Source organism: Marinobacter persicus, assembly GCF_002934325.1.
Taxonomy (GTDB): domain Bacteria; phylum Pseudomonadota; class Gammaproteobacteria; order Pseudomonadales; family Oleiphilaceae; genus Marinobacter; species Marinobacter persicus_A.
The window spans coordinates 19,237-43,210 of record NZ_PTIV01000026.1 but is presented as its reverse complement, the minus strand read 5'-3'; the positions used below and the strand labels follow the sequence as shown (position 1 = coordinate 43,210).

The window sequence follows — 23,974 nt, the reverse complement described above, 5'->3', positions numbered from 1 at the left end:
CATTCTATGCAGATCGTTGTTGTAACCCCCGCAGGCCCGGATTCAAAAGCGGGCAATCGGGCAACTGCTCTACGTTGGAAAGCTCTGCTGGAAACCGCCGGGCACCAGGTAAACGTGCTGACGGCCTACCAGGGCGAAACATGCGATCTGATGATCGCCCTGCATGCCTGGCGCAGTGCCGAGGCGGTGCGCCAGTTTCGCGAAGACTGGCCAGACAAACCGCTGATTGTGGTGCTGACCGGCACCGACATCTACCGTTTCCAATACGAGTGCCCGGAACCGACAAGAGCCTCCATGGCCGCTGCGGACGTATTGATAGGCCTGCATGATCAGGTGGCACAGGATATTCCCGAAGCCTTCCGCAGTAAACTGATAACGCTTCGCCAGTCGGCAGAGAAGCCGACGGTTGCCGGCAGTTCCAAAGCAGAGCCCGGGCGCTTTGATGTCTGTGTGATTGGCCACCTTCGGGAAGAAAAAGACTCCTTGCGGGCGGCCTGGGCAACCCATTATCTGCCAGAAGAGTCTGAGATTATGGTGTCCTGCGCGGGGAAGGCTCATAACGAGGCGTGGCATAACAAGGCCCTTGAAGAGAGCAGAGCAAACCCCCGGTTTCATTATTTGGAGCAACTGGACAAGCCTGCGCTGGAACACTTGATGGCGGTGAGCCGCCTGATGGTAATCAGTTCAGTGATGGAAGGCGGCGCCAATGTGGTGTCTGAAGCCTGTCGCGCCGGGTTGCCCATTCTGGCATCGGATATTCCGGGGAACCGGGGGCTGCTGGGCGACGATTATCCCGGCTATTTTCCACCCAAGGATGAAAAAGCCCTGGCGCAGTTGATGCGTCGTGCAGAGACCGATCCCGGGTTTCTGGCGGAACTGAATGAAAGAGTCTGCCGCCTGGCTGACACTTTTACCCCGGAGCAGGAGCGCCAAAGTCTGGAACAAGCGCTGGAAAAAGCCGTCGCGGGCAAAATGCTGGTGTAAATCAGGAAGCAGACGCGGCAGGTGGCGTGTTGTAGCGGACCATCTGTTTGAGGTTGTTGGGTTGGTCAGAGTTACGGCGAGAGCGCAGCGTCTGCTTTTTAATCAGCACGTCCACCACACGTTGGAGCCGTTCGGTGAGCGTTTCAGGGATCTCAGCTCTATTGAAATCAATGGAGTAGAAGAAGTTGCTGCAGTGCTTTCTCTTCTCTGTCACCAGCCCCGACAGGCCTTCCACGGTGATTTCATCCACCGGCATGTCCATGATCAGATCCAGGACCACGTTATCACCCGGCTCAAAAATCTTATCCGTCTTCATGACGCAGCCGTAGCCATTGAGCTCGTACAAGCGGGCTTCCACGGTTTCCTTTCGAAAAAAACCATGGCGGATGCGGAAGCGGGCGGTGATGTCCGGTAATTGTTCGTGCATGACTCGCTTTCCCTGCAAAACCTATTAGATCAACGCTCTGTAAACAGCATTTTACAATAGCCATGAACGGCTGGTTTGGCAAGAACTTGAGCTTTTTCTTACCAAACCCGGCCGTTTCTGCAGATTTCTCAGATTGTTTTCAGTTCGTACATATCAACACGACGATCTTTCAGGTTGGTGACAGAGCCTTCGTTCCGTACCAGCTTGAGCTTTTCCAGGTCCATGTCGGAGAACATGATCATCTCAGTGTTGGGCGTGGTTTCCGCCATCACTGCATCGTGGGGGAAGGCGAAATCCGATGGTGAGAAGACCGAGGACTGGGCGTACTGAACGTCCAGGTTTTCCACCTTGGGAAGGTTGCCGCAACTACCGGTGATGACCACATAACATTCGTTCTCGATAGCCCGGGCCTGGGCGCAATGCCGTACCCGCAGGTAGCCGTTCTTGGTGTCGGTCCAGAATGGCACGAAAATGATGTCGACTTCCTCGCGGGCCGCCAGTCGTCCGAGTTCCGGGAACTCGATGTCGTAACAGATCATGATGGCCACGCGCCCGGCATCGGTGTCGAACACCTGAAATTTTTTGCCGCCTTCGATAACCCAGTCCCGGCGTTCGTGGGGCGTAATGTGGATTTTGCGCTGTTCGTCCACCCGGCCGTCCCGGTGACACAGGTACGAAACGTTATAAACCCGGTCGTCCTCGATCAGAGGCATGGAGCCGGTAATGATGTTGATGTTGTAGCTGACCGCCATTTCCGACATCTGGTGGCGGAACTGCTCGGTAAATCCGGCCAGAAAACGAATGGCGCGGGTCTGGTCCACCTGGTCGGTCAGGCCCATCAGCGGGGCGTTGAAAAATTCCGGGAAGATCGCGAAGTCGCTTTTGTAATCGGAGAGCGCATCCACGAAGTATTCCACTTGTTCCAACACCTCCTCCACGGAGGTAAATTCACGCATCTGCCACTGCACGGCGCCCATGCGAACCTGGGTTTTCTTGACGTCCAGTACGGCTGAGGGCGGGGTGTAGAGAATGTTCCGCCATTCCAGCAGGGTTGCGTAGCCCTCTGATTTCTCGTCTTCCGGCAGGTACTTGTGCATCAGCCGGGTGACCTGGAAGTCGTTCGACAACTGGAAGGTCAGGATCGGGTCGTAAATGTCCTTGCGATCCACCCGCTGGATGTACTCTTCCGGGGTGTATTGCGCGGAGTACTTGAAATAGTTGGGAATGCGCCCGCCCGCGAGGATGGCGCGCAGGTTCATGGACCGGCACAGTTCCTTGCGCGCCTCATACAGCCGGCGACCCAGCCGGTAGCCCCGGTAATCCGGGTGAATGAAGACATCCAGGCCGTACAGGGAATCGCCATTGGCGTTATGCCAGATTTTTTCGTTGCGCAAAATCAGGTCATCATAGGCGTGCGGGTTGCTAAAACGCTCATATTTGACGCACACCGTTAATGCAACTGCAACGATGTGGCCGTTATCCTCAATGCAGATTTGGCCATCCGGGAACTGTTCCACCAGAGCCTTGATGGTGTCTTTTGGCCAGGCGCCACCGATGTCGTCGTAGACGTCGTCCATCAACTCCTGCAGTTGGTCGTAATCGTCCAGAGTGAGGTTACGCAGATTGAGATGCAGGTCTTCGTGGGCCATTCAGCTTCTCCAATTTTCCCGGATAGGTACGCCAGTTGCGGCGAAAGAGCATTCTAGCAGACAGTTTTAAAGAGTTGGTGGTTACAGAGTGAGGCTGACCGGAAACTAATGCGGAGCGGTCAGTAGATCGATCCGCCGGTCCAGGTTTTTCAGGACATGCCTGCCAATATTGCGAGACTCCTCGGAGAGGAAGGGATTGGATAATCTGATGATGGCTCTTTTATTCAGCTGCAGTTCGGCTACCGGACGGCTGTACCAGGTCCTTAGGTAGTTGCCAAAGCTGCCATCTTCAATTGCTCGCTCCAGACCCAGCTGCAGCCGTTGCGCGGTGGCATGATCCTCCGGGGATGTGAAGAGGTAAGAAGGCATGGGGTAGGCGAGCAGTAGGTGTGGTTCTATCACCAGGTCCTCGGCGTTTTGAACCCGTTGATCATAGAGTACTTCGCTGACACCTCTGGCAAAGCAGTCAAACCGATGATTGCGAAGCATTCGAAAAAGAATTTCGTAGCGGGTGTGGGTGATAACGGGGACGCCATTGGCTTTCAGGATGGAAGAGTCGGGCCAGTGTGCGCCCTGGCCAATACGGATGTCGCTTGCCCGCAGATCCCGGATATTGTCGATTTCGCTAAAACGGTCCACGTTTTCCGGTAATACCAGGCACACCCTTAAACCCAGAAGTCCACCATCCACCGGCACCGGTACTGTATTCAGAGCGGTTTCCCGTTCCACTGTCGTGGCAACGTTAGCGATATCCAGCGGTAGGGACCGGCTGTTGGTGGCAAGCTCCCTGAGCGCCCGACCCTGGGTGATTTCTTGGCTGCGATGAATCGCGAATTCACCGTATTCTGGTGTCTTTTGAAGGGCAAGCTCCACCAGCGCATAAGTAGCCGGGTTATCGTAATTGCGGTACCACAGGGTGTAATGGCGTGGTTCAACGTCTGCTTGCGCGTTCGCCATCGCTGGCCCAGTGTCAGGGCGGCGACTACAAAGCAGGTTATGAGGGGGCGAACAGCAGCTGACAATTGGCTTTCCTTAACCCGGCGAAACACAAAGCACATCGTTGAAGTTAGTTCAAATTCAGAATTCTGCCTCTGTCTTTTTGCCGGGCAGGTCCCGAAGGGTTTCCAGGAACAGTTCACCGTATTTTTCCAGCTTCGCCGCGCCAACGCCATTGACCTCGGCCAGCTCCTCCAAGGTTTGTGGACGGCGCTCCAGCATGTCGAACAGGGTGGTGTCGTGGAAAATCACGTAAGGCGGCACACCCTGCTGGTCGGCCAATTCCTTACGACAGGCCCGAAGCGCTTCCCAGCCGTCATGGTCGGTAATCTGGTCGCGAACGTTCTGGCCGGTTCGCCTGGTGCCCGACGACTTGGTGGCGGCGGCCTTTTTCGCGACAGGGTCCTTGCGCAACTCAATGCTCTGCTCGCCCTTGAGCAGGGGGCGGCAACGCTCGGTGAGCTGCAGAGAGCCAAAGCCTTCCGGGTCTGCCCGCAGATAGCCGTTGGCCACCAGCTGGCGGAATACCGACTTCCACTCGGCGGCTTTAAGGTCCGCGCCGATGCCATAGGTGGAGACGGTCTGGTGGCCGGCCTGGATGATCCGCTCGTTTTCGGAACCGCGAAGTACATCAATGATGTAATTCACCCCAAAACGTTGGCCAGTGCGGTACACGCAGGAAAGCGCCTTCTGCACCGCGACGGTGCCATCCCAGGTTTCCGGAGGCGTCAGGCAGGTATCGCAGTTGCCACAGGCCGAATCCGGGTTATCGCCAAAATACCGGAGCAACACCTGCCGGCGGCATTCGGTGACTTCACAGAGCCCGAGCATGGCATCCAGCTTCTGGCGTTCCACACGTTTGAACTGGTCGCTGCCCTGGGAGGCTTCCAGCATTTGCCGCAGCTTGATGACATCCTGCAGGCCATACACCATCCAGGCGGTGGAGGGTTTGCCATCGCGCCCCGCGCGGCCGGTTTCCTGGTAGTAGGCCTCCAGGCTCTTGGGCAGGTCCATATGGGCGACAAAACGCACGTCGGGCTTGTCGATGCCCATGCCAAAGGCGATGGTGGCCACCACAATCACGCCGTCTTCCCGCAGGAAGCGTTCCTGGTTTCGCGCCCGTTCTTCGGAACTCAAGCCGGCGTGGTAGGGCAGAGCGGTGTAACCTTTGCTGGCCAGCAGGCGAGCGGTGGCATCCACCTTGTTCCGTGACAGGCAATAGACAATGCCGCAGTCGCCTTCGTGTTCTGCTTTAATAAAGTCCAGCAACTGCTTGTTGGCGTTGGTTTTTGGCGTAATTCGATATTGAATGTTCGGGCGATCGAAACCGCTGATAAAGTGCCTGGCCTCGGTCAGCGAGAGGCGTTCGGCAATTTCTTTGCGTGTGCGCTCATCGGCAGTGGCGGTGAGTGCTACCCGGGGCACCGTTGGAAATTCGGTGGCCAGCATGCTCAGTTGCAGGTAGTCAGACCGGAAATCGTGGCCCCATTGGGAAACGCAGTGCGCCTCATCAATCGCAAACAATGACAGGGAAGCGTGGTGGAGCAATTCGATGGTACGGGGCTGGATCAGCCTCTCCGGGGCGCAGTAGAGCAGGTCCAGTTCGCCGGTGGTCAGGGCGTATTCGGTTGCCCGCGCCTGTTCGTAATCCATGCTGGAATTCAGGAATGCCGCTTTCACGCCCAGTTCCCGCAGTGCTGCCACCTGGTCATGCATCAGGGCGATCAATGGCGAGATCACCACCGCCGTGCCCGGGCGTGCCAGGGCTGGGACCTGGTAACACAGGGATTTACCGCCGCCGGTGGGCATGAGGACCAGGGCATCCCGGCCTTCCACCAGTTCCTGGACGACTTCCCCCTGTAAGGGACGGAAACGTTCGTAGCCAAACACTTCGTGTAGAATCTGCTCCGGGGTTCGGCGGGCGGCCGAGGGCGGTTCGCAGGTCAGTTCGTCCGGATCCGGGTACATAAGGCGCTTCTTTCTTTGCGGAATAAGGGCGGAAAACGTGCGGCGGATGATAACAGATCCAGCCCTTCGATTTTCCAGGGAGAGGCAAAGCAGCCTGAGAAAGGATACAATAGCGCCCTTTCATTCAGACCGTGATTAATTGTTTAGTAAATAAACAGGGCTTGCATGCAGGAATTTGACGCCATCCGACCTTATTCGGACCAGGAAACCGCTCCAACCATTCGTCGGCTGGTTAACGACCGCGAATTCTTGGATATGGTCGGCCGATTCAAAACACCCAAACTGGCCAAATGGGCACCCGGTTTGTTGCGGGTGTTTGTGCGCCGCTGGTTGCTTCGTCATTTTGGCCATTACCACAGGATTGATGATCTCCAGGCGGGCCTGTCTCCCTATATTGCAGAGCTGGTGGACGGCTCCACGTCCCGGGTGACCCAGAGCGGGCTGGAAAATCTGAGCAAGACAGCTCCGCACCTGTTTATCTGTAACCATCGGGACATCGTTTGCGACCCCATGCTGGTGAACCACCAGCTGTTCCAGCACGGCTTCAGCACCACCCAGATTGCGATTGGCGACAACCTGCTGCAGAACCGGGTGTTCGCGGAAATCATGCGCCTGAACAAGAGCTTTGTGGTTCGCCGCAACATGACCAGCCCACGGGAAATGCGGGACGCCTATCTGACCCTTTCCGGCTTCATCAATCACTGCATCGATACCAGCCAGAGTGTCTGGATTGCCCAGCGTGAAGGGCGGGCGAAAGACGGCATTGATGGCACCGATCCTGCGATCATCAAAATGTTTTACATGAGCCGCAAAAAGTCTGGCCTGGCGTTTGACGAGGCCATGAACCGCCTGCATATCGTGCCGGTATCCGTGGCCTACGAATACGATCCGTGTGACCGGGACAAGGCCCGGGAGCTGGAAGTCCGGGCGCGCACCGGCGAGTACCAGAAAACCGAAGGGGAAGATAGCGAGCAGATCATCAAGGGCATGACCGGCTACAAAGGCCATGTGCACGTGCACTTTGGTGCGCCGATTACCGATTCTCCGGGCAACCCCAAGGAACTGGCGGCAGGTATCGATCATGAAATGCACGCCAATTACCACCTGCATGCTTCCAACCTGGCCGCTTTCCAGATGCGCGCTGAACGGGCGGGCGACAGCGCCAGCCTCGAGCAGGTTGCCCAGAATGTGGAACTGGCCGAGAAGTGGTCAGAGGTTGACCTGGAAACAGCGAAGTCCGAGCTGGCCCGCCGGATGGAACAATGCAGCCCTGAGTGCCAGCCCTACCTGCTCGATATGTATGCCAATCCGGTGGTGAATGCACTGGCCGCCAACAAGGACGGCGAGGTTTTGACACCAACACCGTCCGAGGACTGATTCAGACCCAAAGCATCGCGCCCATCTCCAGCGGGTGGCTTAACGCCTCGTGATAGGGATAAGCGCGGATGCGCAGTGTTTGAAGGCCCGGGTAGGGCGGCTTCACTTGTGTGGAGAACAGGGTGGTTTTGCCCTTCTGGTTTTTTACCGGTTGAAGTAGAAAACGGTCAGAGCCCGGATCACTGTGGGCGCCCGAGCATTCCATGGCGACCACGCATTCCACGCGCACGTCCTCCGGGGCCAGCCCGTTGAGCTCCATCTCCACTTCCAGTCCTACTTCGTCACCCCAGGTGCATTGGTCCGTCACGCATCCGTGCACTTTGATGGAAACTCCGCCCCAGGCCTGGTGGACTTTGGCTTTCCAGGATGCCAATTCCCGGGCCAGCCTGCCGTTATCCGCCATGAGGCGCCGTCCCTGGAGAGTCGCCGGTTCGTAATACTGCCAAACATAGTCCATCACCATGCGCTGGGCGTTGAATTTCGGGGTTATGGTTTTCATGGAAGCCTTGGAGCAGGCAACCCAGCCTTCGGAATAGCCCTGGGCTGCCCGGTCGTAATAGAGGGGCAGCACTTCAAACTCCAGAAGATCCAGCAAATCCCGGGCTTCCTCCCGATTGCGGAATTCCTCATCCAGATCAATGTCCCGAGGTGCAATGGCCCAGCCATTGGAGCCGTCGTAACCTTCTCCCCACCAGCCATCCAACACGCTCAGATTGACTGCTCCATTCATCGCCGCCTTTTCGCCGGAGGTTCCGCTGGCTTCCTTGGGGTATTCGGGATTGTTCAACCAGACATCGACCCCGCTCAATAGTCGGCGCGCCATGGCCTGGTCATAGTCTTCCAGTAGCAGGATGTGACCCATCAGGGGCGGGTGCATGGACAGATCGTGAATCACTTTGATCAGTTGCTGGCCCGGATTGTCCTGGGGGTGAGCCTTGCCGGCAAACACCAGCACCACCGGACGGTCTGGATTGGTAAGCAATCGTTCCAGGCGGGCTAGATCAGAGAAAATCAGTGTTGCGCGCTTATAGGTGGCGAAGCGCCGGGCGAAGCCGACCACCATGACGTCTTTGTCTGATGCGGTCAGCTTTTCGGTCATTCTTTTGGTGACTGAATAACCAGTTCCGTTACGTTTGTGCTGACGCTTCAGGCGATGGACGACAAACTCGGCCATCTGTTGCTTTAGCGCTTTGTGGATGCTCCAGTAGTGATAATCCGGGATCTTGTCGACAAAGTTCCAAAACTCGGGGTTGCGAAGCTCGCTTTTCCAGTTCGGCGCCTGAATATCAAACAGCGTAGCCCACTCCGGGGCCAGGAAAGTGGCGACATGAACGCCATTGGTAATGTGCCCGATGGGGTTTTCTTCGGGGGGCACCTGTGGCCAGATATCGGATTCCATTTGCGAGGCGACCCGTCCGTGAATACGGCTAACCCCGTTGTGGAAGCGGGATCCGCGCAAGCCCAGGCTGGTCATGTTGAATTTGTCGGTCTGGTTCCGGTCGCCAAGGGCAAAGACCTTTTCAAAGATAAGCCCCGACGCTTCCAGGTAGGGCCATAACGCATGGGCCACCAAGTCACGGGGGAAAATATCGTGGCCTGCGGGAACGGGCGTGTGAGTCGTGAACAGGGTGCATGCTGCCACCGCTTCCAGTGCTTCCTCAAAACTCAGCCCTTCGGCCATGGTCTGGCGGCAGCGTTCCAGTATCTGGAAAGCTGCGTGACCTTCATTGATGTGCCAGGCGGTTGGCCGTATGCCCAGTTCCGAAAGCACCCGGGTGCCGCCGATGCCCAGCAGCATCTCCTGGCTGATGCGAGTGGTGGCATCGCCGCCGTATAACTGAAGCGTTAGCGCGCGGTCTTCCTCGCTGTTTTCCGGGGTGTTGGCATCAAGCAGATAGAGGCGAATATGCCCAACCTTCGCCTGCCAGACCCGGGCATGAACCTCACGTTCGGGAAAGGGCACCGAGATCACAACCGGTTTACCGTCTCTCTCCACCGGCGAGATGGGCAGTTCATCACTGGAATGGCACTTGTAGGTGGCGATCTGGTGCCCTTGCGCATCAATGCTCTGAATGAAATACCCCTGTTGGTAAAGAAGCCCTACCGCTACAAACGGTAAGCTCAGGTCACTGGCCGCCTTGCAGTGGTCGCCGGCCAGAATACCCAGGCCGCCGGAGTAGATGGGGAAACTTTCGTGGAAGCCAAATTCAGCGCAAAAATACGCCACCAGGCTGGTTTCGGGGTCTAGCGCCTGAAGCACTTCACTGCCCGGTTCCGAGGCCACGTAGGCTTCGTAATTCGACAGTATCCGGCGGTATTCGGTCAAAAAGGCGGGGTTCTCTGCCGCTTCGTCTAGCCGGTCCTGGGAGACCCTCCGGAGGAACAGCTTGGGATTGTGTTCCACCTTCTGCCACAACCGCAGGTCTATCCGGGCGTAGAGACTGCGCACGCCATGATCCCAGCTGTAAAACAGATCATTTGCCAGAGCTTCAAGGCCGGCAATGGCTTCCGGGACGCGGGGACGGGCTTCCAGCCAGAATTGGGTTGCCTTGCGCATGTTCACGACCTCCCTGCGGTCACTGTCACTGCTCATTAATCAATGAGCGATAGAGGTTTATGTAGTCCTTGGCCCGGCTTTTCCAGGAGTAGTCGCCAGCCATGCCATTTTTTTGCAGTTGCAGCCAGGTTTCCGGCTGTTCCCAGGCGTTAAGGGCTCTTTCAATGGCATTCATGAATGCCCCGGATGAGGGTTGGCGAAAGACAAACCCATTGGCGATGTCGCTCGAGGCTTCTGCGGGGTCGAACACGGTGTCGTTCAGGCCGCCCACACCATGCACCACGGGAAGGGTGCCGTAACGCAGGCTGTACATCTGGTTGAGCCCACAGGGTTCGAATTTTGAGGGCATCAGGAACAGGTCTGCCCCAGCGGTAATCCGATGGGCCATGGCTTCGTTATAACCCAGCGTTAACGCGAGCTGGTCTGGCCACTGGCTGGCGAGGGCTTGAAGTGCTTTCTTATAACGGGCGTCGCCCGAGCCCAGCAGGGCGAACTGGCACCCTTGGCGGAGCAGGGCGGGGATAACTTCCAATAACCAGTCGAGCCCTTTCTGCTCAACGAGCCGACCAACAAATCCCAACAATGGCGCTGGACCGATTTTGAGACCAAGTGCCTGCTGCAGTTGCTTCCGGCACTCGGCTTTTCCGGTCAGATCCTCCTGGCTGTAGTGCACTTTCAGGTAGGGGTCGTGTTGCGGATCCCAGACTTCGGTGTCAATGCCGTTAAGAATACCGCTAAGGCGCGCGGCCCGGTGGCGCAGCAGCCCATCAAGCCCACAGCCAAGTTCCGGTGTCTTGATTTCCCGTGCGTAAGTCGGGCTTACGGTGGTAATGGCGTCACTGAACACCAGGCCGCCTTTGATGAAAGACAGCTGGTCGTGGAATTCCAGCTGTTCAAAGTTCCACAAATGATCCGGTAGCCCGAGGGCTCGAAATGTCTCCTGGGAGAACAGCCCCTGATAGGCGAGGTTGTGGACGGTGAAGACCGTTGGTGGCGACGCATGAAAACTTTTTAGAAATACCGGGAGCAGACCGGTTTGCCAATCGTTGCAATGCACAACATCCGGTTTCCAGGAAAGGCCCAACTGGCCCATGGCCATCATTGCACCAATGCGGCCAAAAAGTTCAAACCGGTAAGCATTATCCCACCAGTCCTCGCCGCCTGTATCTTGATAGGGGCTATCACCCTGCCTCTCAAACAGGGCTGGGCACTCCACCAGCCAGAGTCCTACCGAGGTGCCCGGCAGGTTTGCTTTCCAAAGACCGATGTCATACTGGCCGTGTCTGATCCGCGTTGTGCGTTTTGAGCCAGCGTCTATCGCGGCGTTGATCGCCGCTGGATAACCAGGTAGGAGAATCTGGCAGTCATGTCCCGCTCGGCACAGAGCCTCTGGCAGACTTGCTGAGACATCGCCCAGGCCGCCGGTTTTTACCAGCGGGTAGGCTTCGCTGGTCGCAAACAGAATCCGAATCATGATTCCGGCCCCAGAACAATGAGCCCCAGGGGCGGTAGAGTGACTTCCAGGGAATGCGGTCGCCCCATCCAGGAATGCCCAATGGCCTCAAGATCATACGGGTTACCCACGTTGCTGCCCCCATAATACGTGGAATCGGAATTGAATAGCTCCCGCCACTGGCCACCGACTGGTACCCCTATGCGGTAATGGTGCCGAGGGATGGGCGTGAAGTTGGCGACGATAACCCTTTGCTGGTCTCCCCCGCTACGCAGGTAGCTGATCACCGATTGGGGAGAGTCGTGACAGTCAATCCAGTCGAACCCCGTCCGACTGAAGCCCTGTTTATACAGGGCGGGTTCCGAGCGGTAAAGGTGGTTCAGATCCTTCACCAGTGCTTGAATACCCTGGTGCCCTTCGTACTGGAGCAGCGACCAATCCAGTTCCCGTTTTTCACTCCATTCCTGCCTCTGACCAAATTCTCCACCCATAAACAGCAACTTGGCACCCGGGTAGGTGTACATGTAACTGAACAGCAAGCGTAGAGAGGCCCGTTGTTGCCAGTCATCGCCCGGCATTTTCTGGATCAGGCTGGACTTGCCATGGACCACCTCGTCGTGGGATAGCGGCAACAGGAAGTTTTCTGTGAAGGCGTACACCAGTCCAAAGGTCAGCTTGTCGTGGTGGTACTGACGAAACACCGGGTCCTGCTGCAGGTAGTTGAGAGTGTCGTGCATCCAGCCCATGTTCCACTTGAGGTTGAATCCCAGGCCGCCGATGGCTGACGGACGGGTAACCTGCGGCCAGGAGGTGGATTCCTCGGCCATCATCAGTGTGCCCGGGAAACGACTCTGGCAAACATCATTGAGGTCTTTAAGAAACTCGATGGCTTCCAGGTTCTCGTTGCCCCCGAATTCGTTCGGTATCCAGTCTTCTTCGTTACGGGAGTAATCGAGATACAGCATTGAAGCGACGGCATCCACCCGGAGACCGTCCACGTGAAAGGTGTCCAGCCAGAAAAGGGCACTGCCAATGAGGAAGTTTCGGACTTCGTGCCGACCGTAATTGTAAATCAGGGTGTTCCAGTCCCGGTGACGGCCACGGCGAGGGTCTTCGTGCTCGTACAGGGCGGTACCATCAAACCGGGCCAGGGCGTGGCTATCTTCCGGAAAGTGACCCGGCACCCAGTCCAGAATGACGCCGATGCCCTGTTGATGACATTGGTCTATCAAATAACGCAGGTCGTCCGGACTGCCGTATCGGCTGGTCGGGGCATAGTAACCAGTGGTCTGGTAACCCCAGGATTCATCCAGCGGGTGCTCGGTCACCGGCATCAATTCGATGTGCGTGAACCCGGTTTCCAGTACATAGGGAATGAGTTGTTCGGCCAACTCCCGGTAGGTCAGCCAACGCCCGGAACCGTGGTGACGCCAGGAACCGGGGTGGACTTCGTAAATCGCAATGGGGCTGTGTTGCCAGTCGAACTGGCTTCTTTCTCGTAACCAGTTGCCGTCACCCCAGGCATAGGCTTTGCGTTCAATCACCCTGGCGGCTGTGGCCGGCCGGAGCTCAAAGGCCTGGCCATAGGGGTCGGTCTTGCTAATCAGGTCTCCGTCCTGCGTTGTGATTGCATATTTGTACAGGGCTCCGGGCTTAACTCCCGGCACAAACAGCGACCAGACGCCGCACTTGTCGTGGTTTTCCATGGCATGGCTTGAAGGGTCCCAATGGTTGAAATCCCCCACCACACTGACCGACCGGGCATTCGGCGCCCAAACGGCAAAGCGGACCCCCCCGGTGCCGTTCCGGGTTGAAAGGTGGGCCCCCATCACGTTGTAGATGTGCCAGTGGCGACCTGCGGAGAACAGGTCGAGATCGAAGTTGTTCAGGGTGGAACTCTGCATGGGTTCACGCTTTAGCAATGTTCGGAAAATAACCTAAGCTAAGTCTAAGTCATAATCCTATGGAAGCCAGAATGATGCATACCACCAAGCGTTTTGTCAGCCGTATGACACGGCAAACTCTCGCTCTGGTGCTGGCCGGAGGCAGGGGAAGCCGGCTGCACGACCTTACCAAGTGGCGAGCAAAGCCGGCAGTGCCTTTCGGGGGCAAGTTCCGGATTATTGATTTTCCCCTTTCCAACTGCGTGAACTCCGGTATTAGCCAGGTTGGGGTGATCACACAATACAAGTCTCATTCCCTCATGCGCCACATCCAGCGCGGTTGGGGGTTTCTGCGTGGCGAGTTCGGGGAATTTGTGGAACTGCTTCCCGCTCAACAACGCATTGAGACCTCCTGGTACGAGGGTACGGCCAATGCGGTATTACAAAATCTCGACATTATCCGAAGCCATAATCCGGAGTACGTGCTGATCCTCGCAGGTGACCATGTGTATAAAATGGACTACGGCACCATGCTGGCCGCCCACGTGGAACAGGAGGCGGACGTCACTATTGGATGTATCGAAGTGCCTTTGGAGGAAGCATCGGCTTTCGGCGTCATGTCGGTGGACGACAACCTGCAGATTACCGAGTTCGAGGAAAAGCCCAAGGACCCCAAGCCCATGCCGGGGGCACCGGGCAAGGCCCTGGCGTCGATGGGCATTTATGTGTTCAACAGCAAAACGCTGTTCGAGGAGCTAACGAAAGACCACGACCTCAGCTCGTCCTCACACGATTTCGGCAAAGACATCATTCCATCGGTCATAAAACGTTTGCGGGTTTGTGCTTTTCCTTTCCGGGACCCGGTCAGCAATAAGGTGGCCTATTGGCGCGATGTTGGCACCATTGATTCACTATGGCAGGCGAATATGGAGCTGATTGATGTCAGCCCCGAACTCAATCTCTATGACCTGGATTGGCCGATATGGACCTATCAGGAACAACTGCCTCCCGCCAAGTTCATCTTCAATGACGCAGACCGCTGTGGCACCGCCGTGGACTCGATGCTCGCCGGCGGGTGCATTGTCTCCGGCGCGAAGGTCAAGCACTCTCTGTTGTTCTCCCAGGTCCATGTGCACTCCTACAGCACGGTCGAGGACTCCGTGGTCTTTCCAGATGTGGAAATTGGCCGGCATTGCGAGATCCGCTCGGCTTTGATTGATCGGGGATGTCGAATTCCCGAAGGTACCCGGATTGGATTCGACCGGCAGCAGGACGAGGCGCGATTCCACGTATCGCCCAAGGGCATCATTCTGGTTACCCCCGAGATGCTCGGGCAGGATTATCCTCATGGCCTCTGAAGCTGAACCGGATAGTCGTACTCCGGTCGTGTTCTGCTGGCACATGCACCAGCCGGACTACCGGGATCACAGCACCGGTGAATTCCTGTTTCCCTGGGTGTATCTGCATTGCATCAAGGATTACGTGGATATGGCGGCGCACCTGGAGGCTCATCCCCAAGCCCGTGCTGTGATCAACTTTTCACCGGTTCTTCTTGAGCAGATTGAAGATTACCTTATCCAGATAGAACGATGGCGGCATGGGGGCGCACCGATTGGCGACTCAGTGCTGGCTGCATTGGTCAGCGAGAACCTGCCTGAACCGGGGTCCACTGGATACCTGGAGCTGATGGATAAGTGCCTTAGGGCAAATCCCGACCGAATCATCCGGCGTTTTGCCCCCTTTGCCAGACTCGCCGAGGTGGCTGGCGTGTACCATAGCCGGCCGGAAATCCAGCGCTATCTCTCCCCTCAATTCCTGTCAGACCTGGTGGTCTGGTATCACCTGGGATGGCTCGGTGAAACCGTGCGTCGCAGTCATTCGGTGATCCAGAGCCTGCAGGAGAAAGGCCATCATTACTCTCTGGACGACCGGAAAAGCCTGTTCAATGTTGTGACTGAACTGATCGCCAGTATCGGCCCCCGTTACCGCCACCTGTCCCAGACCGGGCAGGTTGAGCTGGCAATGAATCCCTGGGCTCACCCCATCGTTCCTCTCCTGCTGGATCTGAAAGCCGTGAAGGAAACCCTGCCAGACGCCCCATTGCCGGGTTACGAGAGCTACCCCGGTGGTGCCGAGCGTGCGAAGTGGCATCTGGAGGAGGGCAAACGGGTTTTCGAGCGCTTTTTCGGGCAGCAGCCGGTGGGTTGCTGGGCCTCAGAGGGTGGACTGAGCCAGCAAACGCTGTCTTTGTTCAGCGAGGAGGGCTTCAAATGGACTGCCAGCGGTGACTCCGTTCTTAACAACAGCCTGAATAAGGCCCGGTCGGAAAAAACCATCAAAAAGGCACCGGGAATACACCGGCCGTTTCAGTTTGCTGAGATACCGTTGACGGTCTTCTTTCGCGACGATGGCTTGTCGGACCTGATTGGTTTCAGTTATGCCGACTGGCACGCTGAAGATGCGGTGGGGGATCTGGTACATCACATGGAAGAGATAGCCAGTAACCACACGGATAAGGCGAACTGCGTAATTTCGGTGATTCTGGATGGCGAAAATGCCTGGGAACACTACCCCGAGAACGGCTATCACTTTCTGGACGAGTTGTACCGGGTGCTGGAAAGTCATCCACAACTGCGCCTTTCCACTTTCCAGGCATGCATGGAGCAAGAGGAGTGGCATCCTCAACCACTTCCATACCTTGTGGCGGGCAGCTGGATCTACGGGACATTTTCAACCTGGATCGGAGACCGGGACACAAACCGCGCTTGGGACCTCCTGTGTGAAGCCAAGGGGCATTACGACGAAGCGATGGAAGCGAATACTCTTAACGCGGAACAACAAACCCGGGCCAGCCGGCAACTGGGCTTATGCGAAGGCTCCGACTGGTTCTGGTGGTTTGGGGACTACAATCCGGCCGAGGTGGTCAAAGATTTTGAACACATGTACCGTCGGCACCTGGTCAACCTGTATGAGGCCATTGATTGCCCGCCACCACCCAGCCTGTTCCAGCCGTTGAGCCAGGGTGGTGGGCAACCGCCGCGCGGGGGCGCCATGCGGCCCGGTCATGAATCATGACAGCGAGGTCTTCAGCGGAGATGGTGTTTGCCCGTCGCCGCGCGGGCGTGCTGCTGCATCCCACGGCGTTAAACGGGGATTATGGCAAACTGGGGCATGCCGCCCGACAATTCGTCGATTTTCTTCAGCAGGCCGGCATGAGCGTTTGGCAAACCCTGCCAACCGGGCCCACACACTCAAACCTGTCTCCTTACCAAACCCTGTCGGCGCACGCGGGCAACCCTGAATTCATTGATCTTCAGGAACTTTTTTCCACGGACTTGCTGTCGCACCAGGAGCCGGCTGATGCCACGCGCGCCGAACTGCTCAGCAGGGCAGCGGCCCGGTTCCAGGCCGGCGAATACACGCCCGATAGCTCTATCAATCACAACCAGTGGCAGCATTTCCTGGCAGCGCACCGCAACTGGCTCGATGATTTTGCCCTTTTCATGGTGATCCGGGACCGTTATCCGGACATCTCATGGCCGGATTGGCCAGAGCCCTTGCGCTGTCGGGAGCAGGGCGCTTTGGCCGAGTACCGCCACCAACACCACGATGCCATCGAACAAATACGGTTTGAACAATTTATTTTTCATTGCCAGTGGTCCAGCCTGCGCCGCTACGCCCACGATCACGGTGTCCTGCTCTTTGGTGACATCCCCATCTTTGTCGCTCACGACAGCGCGGATGTCTGGGCCAACCCCCAGCTCTTCAAGCTGGACGCAAACGGTCACCCGACGGTCGTGGCCGGGGTTCCTCCCGACTATTTTTCCGAACATGGCCAGCACTGGGGCAATCCGCTGTATGACTGGAATGCCATGGCCCACGATCACTACCGATGGTGGCTGGAACGCCTGGCCAGCCAAAGGGAGCAATTTGACCTCCTGCGGATCGACCATTTCAGAGGCCTGCAGGCATTCTGGGAAATTCCGGCCGAGGATCCTCAACCGGTAAATGGCTACTGGGTACCAGGGCCGGGGGGCGATTTCCTCCAAGCGTGCCTTGAAGAGCTACCGGATTTGCCCCTGGTGGCAGAGAACCTGGGGTTGATCAGTGAAGACGTGGAGCAGCTCCGGCACCGGTTTCGCCTGCCAGGCATGGCGGTTATGCAGTTCGGCTTTGATGGCAGCCCGGATAACCCGCACTTGCTGCACAATCATCGGCGTGAAGACCTTGTTTACACCGGTACCCACGATAACGACACCACGCTGGGCTGGTACCTCAGCCTGGATGACCACACCCGTCATTACCTGCATCGTTATCTTCGAATCTCTGACGGATGTCTACAGGAGATGCCCTGGCCAATCATCCAGGCGGCTCTGGAGTCCGTATCCGCCCTCGCGATTATACCTATGCAGGATTTGTTAGGGCTCGGCTCCGATGCCCGATTCAACACCCCTGGCACCCCGGAAAACAACTGGTTATGGAGGCTTTCTGATGACGCCCAGAGCCTGGCCGATGTCGCCCGCATTCGGGAATTATTAAAGCTCTATGGACGCTGTTCAAACTTCGATCAATAGTTGACCTAAATCAAATTGATCAAAAAACAAACACGATATAAAAAAGTAAATATCGAGGGAGCACAGTGCTCCAAACAGGCTTTAGCAAACCGAGGATGGGCAGAAAATGGAACACCGACTGAGCCAGCGAATTGAAGGGCAGTTACCGATACTTGTTTATAAAAAGGGCATGCCCGTAGGCACCGGAGAAATCAGGGATGCCTCTCGGCGAGGCGTTTTTGTCAGCACCGATTATAGCGACGTCCGCCTGAACCAGACGATACAGTTGGGTTTTCGGGTGCCGGAAATCACCGAAGACCACCAGACGCTCAGCGCCCATGTGGTACGGCGCTCCAAGGATGGCTTTGGCCTTGATTTCGACGGTGCAGAAAACAATACGCGGGCAATCTTCGCATTAATCATGTGGTTGAATGAGAATACCCATGCAGCTCAAGATGGCTAATGACGTGTTTGCTTGAACACGGCAGGCTCCATTGAACCAAACATAAAAGGAAGCAATTTATTATGTCACGACTAGCAGGCAAGGTAGCAGCGGTAACCGGTGGCACCGTGGGGATTGGCAGGGCTACGGTTGAGCGCATGGTGGAAGAGGGCGCAGCCGTGGGCATTCTGGACATACTGGATGACGAAGGCAAAGCGCTGGTGACGGAATTGGCCGCTAAAGGCTTTAAAGTAGAGTACTGGCACTGCGACGTTGCCGACGAAGATCAGGTCAAAAAAGCGATTGATGGCGTGGCCGAGCATTTCGGCAAACTGGATGTAATCGTCAACAACGCGGGTATTGCCGGGCCCAACAAGCCAACCGATGAACTGACCGAAGAAGAATGGGACCAGGTGCAGGCCATCAACGTAAAAGGCGTATTCTTCTGCACCAAGCACGCCATTCCCCACATGAGGGCTGCCGGTGCCGGTAGCATTATCAACTTGTCGTCGATCTACGGGCTGGTGAGTGCCCCGGATATTCCGCCGTACCACGCTTCCAAGGGCGCTGTCCGGCTAATGACCAAAACCGATGCGATGACCTACGCCAAGGAAAAAATCCGCGTTAACTCCGTTCACCCTGGCTTCATCTGGACGCCACTGGTTGAGAAACACATGCAGACTATGGATGACCCCGAAGCCGCAAGGCAGGCAACCGCAGAATTGCATCCGGTCGGGCATATGGGCGAGCCGGATGATATCGCCTGGGGTATTGTGTATCTGGCCTCGGATGAATCCAAGTTCATGACTGGCAGTGAGCTGGTGATTGACGGGGGCTACACAGCCCACTAACCGGTGATCTCTTTCTTGCCGCCTGAGCCGCACCTGTTCAGGCGGCCCCATTCAGCGGGGCTGTCTCAGTGCCTCCAGAACGCTGGCGTCAGCACGATCACCACGCTCAGGATTTCCAGACGCCCCATCAACATACCGACCGCCAGTATCCACTTGGCTGCATCGGGCAGGGGGCCAAAGTTGCCGGCAGGCCCAATGATTTCGCCCAGGCCGGGGCCGACATTGGTCAGAGAGGTGAGGGCACCCGACAGGGCCGTAACAAAATCCAACTGGAGCGATGCCAGTAATATCGTGATGATCAGCAAACACAGCAGAAAAATAAACGTGTAGGCAATCATCGAGGAGATGATTTCATCGCTGACCGCCCGATTGTTGTAGTTTCGCGTGAACACTGCCCGAGGATGCAAAAGGCGCATTAACTGCTCGCGCAGGATGATCAACGACAACTGGAAGCGGAAAATCTTCATACCACCTGCCGTGGAGCCCGAACAACCGCCCACAAACATCAGGAAAAAAAACACCACGAAAGCAAGTGGCCCCCAGGCGGAATAGTCTTCAGAGGCATAGCCGGTTGTTGTCACTACAGAGGTAATGTTGAATACCGTGATGGCATAGTTGTGCAGAAGGTCGAAATCCACCGGTGATACCCACCAGTGATATACGGTCATCAGCGCTGGAACAACCAAAAGAATGGCGAGAAACAATCGCACCTGCTTGTCCCTGAACAGCACACCATGCTGACCGTGCATTTCCCGAACAAACAGGAAAAACGGCAAGCTGCCGATGATCATAAACAAGGTGGCTTCCATGAGAATAAGATCACTAAATTTCCCCATGGATAAGTCAGATGTGGAAAAACCGCCAGTGGCAATACTGGTCAAACCATGGTTGAAGGCATCAAACAGCGTCATCCCGGATAGCCAGTAAGTCACCACCGCCACAACAGAAAACACCACATACACAAACAGCAACCCGCGGCTGAGCGTTTTCATGCGCGGCAGGCCTTTCTCGGTCCATTCTGACGATTCCGTGGCAAACAGGCGCATGCCACCGACGCGCAGGAACGGCAGCACGGCAACGAACATACCGATAATCCCGATACCACCCAGCCATTGCAGAATAGAGCGCCAAAGCAGCAGATCACGGTCCATCTGATCCAGCCCGCTGAAAACGGTAGCGCCGGTGGTCGTAATACCAGAGGTACCTTCAAACACGGCATCAACGAAAGAGATATTGTTATCACTGAGATAAAAAGGAAGGGCCGCAAACAGCGAGATAATGAACCAGCTGGAGACCGTGAGCACGAACATGTACCGCGTCTTCAGATCGCCCGTGTTCCGGTAGGTGGCAAGCAATCCCAGAACGCCCAGACCACAGGCAATGGCTGCTGACTCGGCAAACGCCATAGAGTTGGGCGCACCACCAGGATCGCCCAACAGGAGCAGCGCTGGCAGCGTCATGAAGATACTCAGCAGCACGAACATGGCGCTGACGATAAATATGACAGGGGTCAGGTTTCTCAAGGTATGTGGCTCGAGTCAGCTACTAGAAAGAAACGGCGTCAGGATACTTGGGGGCAGTGCCAACCGCAAGAAAAGGGCTTCTGCAGATGATGTTCGACAATCGATAGATATCTAATTTAACATAATATACATTATGCGCAGTTGTGCGTGCGTGTACCTTGTGCTTTGAGAAGTCCAAGCTAAGGTAGTTTCAGTATATGAGGGTTGGCAGACAAACGTGAAAAATAGTCTAAAAACACCCCTAACCAAATGAATTAGTTGTAGTTTAGCCCGTATTTTTCGGCTCATGTTTGGGGTTAACCTGATCACCGGCCGTCCCTTGAGGGGTAAGCTCAGCAAGTTTCAAATCAAACAACTGCTGCCCTACCGGACGTCTAAAGTCCAATGTGTAATCTCCAAAACGATTGATATGACGGGTTCGGTACGGCGATAGCGCTTTCAAGACATCTTCGGTGATGGCGATCCCTTCCGCTGCCATATCGCGTAACACCCGGCTGAGGGCTTCGACGTTGTGTAAGATAAGCATATTCGCCACCAGGTGGTTGTACTTCACCACCTTTTGCTGTTCGTGCCGGAGGTTGGCCGCAATGATGCCCTCGCCACCAAAAAAACTCCATTTTGCAAACCCGTTAAACTGCTCGTTCTTGTTGGTTGCGGCGTGAATGGTCTGACGTAATTCCACATCGTCGATGTAGTTCAACAGGAAACCGGTCCGCACGACCTTACCCAGCTCCCGGAAGGCGAAATACAGTTTGTTCTTGCGGCTGTAGGTTCCCAGCCGCCTCAGGATCGTTGATGCCGTAATTTTACCAAGCTTGATGGACACGGCCACACGCAACATATCCGGGAGGTGTCGTTCAATCCGCGCCCAGTCTATATGACCGTTGAACAGCTCTTCGATATGCGCGTAACGGAACCGCCTGTCGGGCCGGTAGAAGTTCAGATCCTTGATATTCCGGATACGCGGCATCAGCTTGATCCCCAGTAGGTACGCCAGCCCGAAAACGGGATAGCTCTGGGCCTGCGTATCACCGTGCAAGGTATCCGGCTGGATATCGCTCTGGTTCTCAAGCAATCCGTCGAGGATGTACACCGCCTCGTGAACCCCACAGGGGATGAAGTGACTGAACAGCGCGATGTAGGTGTCCGAGACGTGGTAGTAACCGATACCGCCGTAACCGCCATAGCGGATGTGGTATTCGCTGAGCAGGTTTTGCTCGTAGAGGTTCCATTTAGTGCCGTCGGCGGCAGCCCGTCGGCCTGTGCCCCAGTAACCGGGCAGTTCGTATTTTTTGTACGCGTTGATGACCTTGACGACCGCGCGGTCCAGTCTATCTTCTGTGACGTGGTTGAGATTGAGCCAGGCCACTTGGCGACGGTTCAGTTGCTTGATAGAGTCCGCCGTCTGGGAGGGACCCAGATTGCAGCCGTAGCAGAAGAGCGTAGCGATGAACCGTAGCCTGGGATTTTCCACGCGCCCCTCGTAGCCTGACAGTGGCCCGAATTCACGGTGTAACCCAAGCCATCGCTCCGCATCAACCAGTACGTCGACGATGCTGCGGGTGCCAAGCCGCCGCGTGATGTCGTCATCCAGGGCCTGCCAATTGGTCGGTGACCCCTGCTTCTGGTTGCGTTTGATCACGATGCGACCGTCTTCGATTGCGGCGTGTGTATTGTCCGGGAAGGCGGCATCCACCAAGCGGCTTACCTGAGTCAACTGATCTTTGAGATGGCGGCTGAGAGCCTTCGGTTCGATGGGAAGCTCCACTTCCAGCCCGTACTGATCAATTTCCTGCTCGTAATCCGACCAGCTCACCAGTTGATCGCGATGGTCATCGAAGCGATCCCCGTGAACAACCGCCAGATCGGCAGACTTCAGTTCCTGTTTCACCAGATTCAAAACGGCCAACTCAAAATATTTACGGTGAACCGTCACACTGTCCGGCCGGATGAAAATCAGACGGCGCCACTTTTCGAGCGTCCACTTGGTCTGCTGGATGATTTCGACCAGATCCGGCGAATGGACCCGCAAATCCAACGTCTCGGCTTTCAATGAACGGGTCTTCCGGAGTAACTCGATCAGTTGAATCGACAGTAAGTCGCTGGAGGTGCTTTGAAACGTGAGTATTTCCAGGCAGTTGTACAGCAGGCTGCGTTTGGTTCGAAACGGTCGCAACATGAACGGCAGGTAGTTATTGCCCGCGTAGGCCAGATGCTCCTCGCATTCGTCCAGCCACTCCTGGCGCTTGTCTCCGACAACGGCCTGAAGCGATTGCCACGGGTTCGGCTCGGCCTCCATGGCAGTCAACACGTCTTTAAAGCAGGAGACCAGTCGATCGGTGCGCTGGGTCTGCTCCATTTGATAGGCCAGGAGATTTTGCTGGGCGGTGGTTTCCAGTTGCCTCATCAGCTTGATCAGAAGCTCGGCGGTATCATCCAGCGCCTGGGCATACTGTTGCCGGATCAGGACCACCGCCAGGGCATAGCGTTTACGCGCAGGGATTCGAGCCATTTTGGCCACATCCAGCGCTCGTGCTTCGTGGGCGAACTGTCGCCGCTTGATCACGGGAATTGATTTGACACCCGGCAATTGCTCGACGATATCCTTCAGCCACTTGAGGTGTTGCAGGTAGGACCGGATTTCTTTATTGGTCGGCTTGCGGATTTCTCGCTTCAGCCGTTGCCAACCGCTGATCTCGATTCCCGGTGGCGATACCAGCAAGTCATTGACCAGTGCCTTTGTTTCGTCGTTGAGTTCGCTGACGATGGACCGGTAACAGCGGTCATTGACGGTGGCCCGGGCATTCTTGGCGAGCCTCAATAACACCGTAAAGCCGGGAATTTCGAAACGGTGACGCACCAACTCTTCCAGAAGGATATTGATGATATCGGCCAGCACCTCGCGGGACTCGGCGGCTTTCTTCGCTTGGCTCGATAGCCAAGCATGAGCCGCCTCGTCCAGAGTCCGGCTGCCCACATAGGTTCGAATCCACGGGATATGGCGTTTACGGGTGGCAGAACGATCATACTGTTGTCGTTGGGCTTTGGTCGGTTGCTTGTCGAGACCAAGGCACTGCGCAATGTGACGACGCAAATCGCCCGGCAAACCGACCGACGAGGAAAAGAACCCCTGTTTCTGATACGCCTTCAGGTGCAGCAATAAAAAGAAGCGCTCCAGGATCTGCCGGGTGCGCCGACGAGCCCAGCGCTGTTCGCCGGACGTGGGCGTGTACACTGCATCAAGTTCCTGTTGCGGGATATCCGTCCGAAACCGTGGATAGGCTGTTTCCTGAATAGCACTCATGACCGGC

16 protein-coding genes are annotated in these 23,974 nt (G+C 56.3%); 7 read left to right on the top strand and 9 right to left on the bottom strand.

What is annotated here, in order from left to right:
- Positions 1–6 precede the first annotated feature (6 nt).
- Positions 7–984 carry a selenoneine biosynthesis selenosugar synthase SenB gene (gene senB / locus BY454_RS12970; RefSeq protein WP_104417081.1) on the top strand — a complete coding sequence of 326 codons (978 nt, stop codon included), beginning with the start codon at positions 7–9 and terminating at the stop codon, positions 982–984.
- Between the two features lies 1 nt (position 985).
- Here the strand turns inward: senB and BY454_RS12965 are convergent, their stop codons facing one another.
- The 4 genes from BY454_RS12965 to recQ all read right to left on the bottom strand — a co-directional run bounded on the left by BY454_RS12965 (position 986) and on the right by recQ (position 6,024).
- The gene (locus BY454_RS12965; RefSeq protein WP_104417080.1) at positions 986–1,411 is read right to left on the bottom strand and encodes a hypothetical protein; all 426 of its coding nucleotides are present in this window, start codon (positions 1,409–1,411) and stop codon (positions 986–988) included.
- 128 nt (positions 1,412–1,539) lie between these two features.
- The gene (locus BY454_RS12960; RefSeq protein WP_104417079.1) at positions 1,540–3,060 is read right to left on the bottom strand and encodes a bifunctional GNAT family N-acetyltransferase/carbon-nitrogen hydrolase family protein; all 1,521 of its coding nucleotides are present in this window, start codon (positions 3,058–3,060) and stop codon (positions 1,540–1,542) included.
- A gap of 105 nt (positions 3,061–3,165) precedes the next feature.
- A complete protein-coding gene (locus tag BY454_RS12955) occupies positions 3,166–4,017 on the bottom strand; it encodes a hypothetical protein (RefSeq protein WP_104417078.1) in 852 nt (283 codons plus the stop codon).
- Positions 4,018–4,137: 120 nt separating this feature from the next.
- The gene (gene recQ, locus BY454_RS12950) at positions 4,138–6,024 is read right to left on the bottom strand and encodes a DNA helicase RecQ (protein ID WP_104417077.1); all 1,887 of its coding nucleotides are present in this window, start codon (positions 6,022–6,024) and stop codon (positions 4,138–4,140) included.
- Between the two features lie 165 nt (positions 6,025–6,189).
- Here recQ and BY454_RS12945 point away from each other — a divergent pair, with 165 nt between their 5' ends.
- Positions 6,190–7,401, top strand: a complete 1,212-nt coding sequence (locus BY454_RS12945) for a 1-acyl-sn-glycerol-3-phosphate acyltransferase (protein WP_104417076.1) — start codon at positions 6,190–6,192, stop codon at positions 7,399–7,401.
- 1 nt (position 7,402) lies between these two features.
- Here BY454_RS12945 and glgP read toward each other — a convergent pair whose 3' ends face one another.
- Genes glgP through glgB form a run of 3 tightly spaced genes read right to left on the bottom strand, consistent with a single transcriptional unit; the run spans position 7,403 to position 13,315 of the window.
- Positions 7,403–9,958, bottom strand: coding sequence for an alpha-glucan family phosphorylase (gene glgP, locus BY454_RS12940; RefSeq protein ID WP_104417095.1), 2,556 nt, complete (start codon positions 9,956–9,958; stop codon positions 7,403–7,405).
- Positions 9,959–9,983: 25 nt separating this feature from the next.
- Entirely contained in the window at positions 9,984–11,432 is a 1,449-nt protein-coding gene (gene glgA, locus BY454_RS12935; protein WP_104417075.1) for a glycogen synthase GlgA, read from the bottom strand.
- A complete protein-coding gene (gene glgB, locus BY454_RS12930) occupies positions 11,429–13,315 on the bottom strand; it encodes a 1,4-alpha-glucan branching protein GlgB (protein WP_104417074.1) in 1,887 nt (628 codons plus the stop codon). Before glgB ends, glgA begins: the two co-directional genes overlap by 4 nt.
- Before the next feature lie 71 nt (positions 13,316–13,386).
- On the opposite strand from glgB, the gene glgC reads away from it, so the two are divergent.
- From glgC to BY454_RS12905, 5 genes are all read left to right on the top strand, one after another.
- Complete coding sequence (gene glgC / locus BY454_RS12925) at positions 13,387–14,652, top strand: glucose-1-phosphate adenylyltransferase (RefSeq protein WP_258075656.1); 1,266 nt, start codon at positions 13,387–13,389, stop codon at positions 14,650–14,652.
- On the top strand, positions 14,642–16,369 hold the full coding sequence (locus tag BY454_RS12920; protein ID WP_104417073.1) for a glycoside hydrolase family 57 protein: 1,728 nt from the start codon (positions 14,642–14,644) through the stop codon (positions 16,367–16,369). Before glgC ends, BY454_RS12920 begins: the two co-directional genes overlap by 11 nt.
- On the top strand, positions 16,366–17,868 hold the full coding sequence (malQ, locus tag BY454_RS12915) for a 4-alpha-glucanotransferase (RefSeq protein ID WP_104417072.1): 1,503 nt from the start codon (positions 16,366–16,368) through the stop codon (positions 17,866–17,868). The genes BY454_RS12920 and malQ overlap by 4 nt, the downstream gene beginning before the upstream one ends.
- A 106-nt stretch (positions 17,869–17,974) precedes the next feature.
- Positions 17,975–18,310 (top strand): PilZ domain-containing protein, encoded by a 336-nt coding sequence (locus BY454_RS12910; protein WP_104417071.1) that lies wholly within the window; start codon positions 17,975–17,977, stop codon positions 18,308–18,310.
- Between the two features lie 62 nt (positions 18,311–18,372).
- Positions 18,373–19,140: an SDR family NAD(P)-dependent oxidoreductase gene (locus BY454_RS12905; RefSeq protein ID WP_104417070.1), complete on the top strand. Its 768-nt coding sequence runs from the start codon at positions 18,373–18,375 to the stop codon at positions 19,138–19,140.
- Between the two features lie 65 nt (positions 19,141–19,205).
- Here BY454_RS12905 and BY454_RS12900 read toward each other — a convergent pair whose 3' ends face one another.
- Together BY454_RS12900 and BY454_RS12895 are read right to left on the bottom strand one after the other, a co-directional pair.
- Entirely contained in the window at positions 19,206–20,624 is a 1,419-nt protein-coding gene (locus BY454_RS12900; protein WP_104417069.1) for a TrkH family potassium uptake protein, read from the bottom strand.
- A 304-nt stretch (positions 20,625–20,928) separates the two neighbouring features.
- The gene (locus tag BY454_RS12895) at positions 20,929–23,967 is read right to left on the bottom strand and encodes a Tn3 family transposase (RefSeq protein ID WP_258075655.1); all 3,039 of its coding nucleotides are present in this window, start codon (positions 23,965–23,967) and stop codon (positions 20,929–20,931) included.
- Between the last annotated feature and the right edge of the window lie 7 nt (positions 23,968–23,974).

Coding starts and splice junctions, on each gene's coding strand:
- BY454_RS12910 (WP_104417071.1), top strand. CDS start 17,975: ATGGAACACCGACTGAGCCAGCGAATTGAAGGGCAGTTACCGATACTT.
- malQ (WP_104417072.1), top strand. CDS start 16,366: ATGACAGCGAGGTCTTCAGCGGAGATGGTGTTTGCCCGTCGCCGCGCG.
- glgP (WP_104417095.1), bottom strand. CDS start 9,958: ATGCGCAAGGCAACCCAATTCTGGCTGGAAGCCCGTCCCCGCGTCCCG.
- BY454_RS12900 (WP_104417069.1), bottom strand. CDS start 20,624: ATGTTCGTGCTGCTGAGTATCTTCATGACGCTGCCAGCGCTGCTCCTG.
- recQ (WP_104417077.1), bottom strand. CDS start 6,024: ATGTACCCGGATCCGGACGAACTGACCTGCGAACCGCCCTCGGCCGCC.
- BY454_RS12965 (WP_104417080.1), bottom strand. CDS start 1,411: ATGCACGAACAATTACCGGACATCACCGCCCGCTTCCGCATCCGCCAT.
- BY454_RS12905 (WP_104417070.1), top strand. CDS start 18,373: ATGTCACGACTAGCAGGCAAGGTAGCAGCGGTAACCGGTGGCACCGTG.
- glgA (WP_104417075.1), bottom strand. CDS start 11,432: ATGATTCGGATTCTGTTTGCGACCAGCGAAGCCTACCCGCTGGTAAAA.
- glgC (WP_258075656.1), top strand. CDS start 13,387: ATGATGCATACCACCAAGCGTTTTGTCAGCCGTATGACACGGCAAACT.
- BY454_RS12955 (WP_104417078.1), bottom strand. CDS start 4,017: ATGGCGAACGCGCAAGCAGACGTTGAACCACGCCATTACACCCTGTGG.
- BY454_RS12960 (WP_104417079.1), bottom strand. CDS start 3,060: ATGGCCCACGAAGACCTGCATCTCAATCTGCGTAACCTCACTCTGGAC.
- glgB (WP_104417074.1), bottom strand. CDS start 13,315: ATGCAGAGTTCCACCCTGAACAACTTCGATCTCGACCTGTTCTCCGCA.
- BY454_RS12895 (WP_258075655.1), bottom strand. CDS start 23,967: ATGAGTGCTATTCAGGAAACAGCCTATCCACGGTTTCGGACGGATATC.
- senB (WP_104417081.1), top strand. CDS start 7: ATGCAGATCGTTGTTGTAACCCCCGCAGGCCCGGATTCAAAAGCGGGC.
- BY454_RS12920 (WP_104417073.1), top strand. CDS start 14,642: ATGGCCTCTGAAGCTGAACCGGATAGTCGTACTCCGGTCGTGTTCTGC.
- BY454_RS12945 (WP_104417076.1), top strand. CDS start 6,190: ATGCAGGAATTTGACGCCATCCGACCTTATTCGGACCAGGAAACCGCT.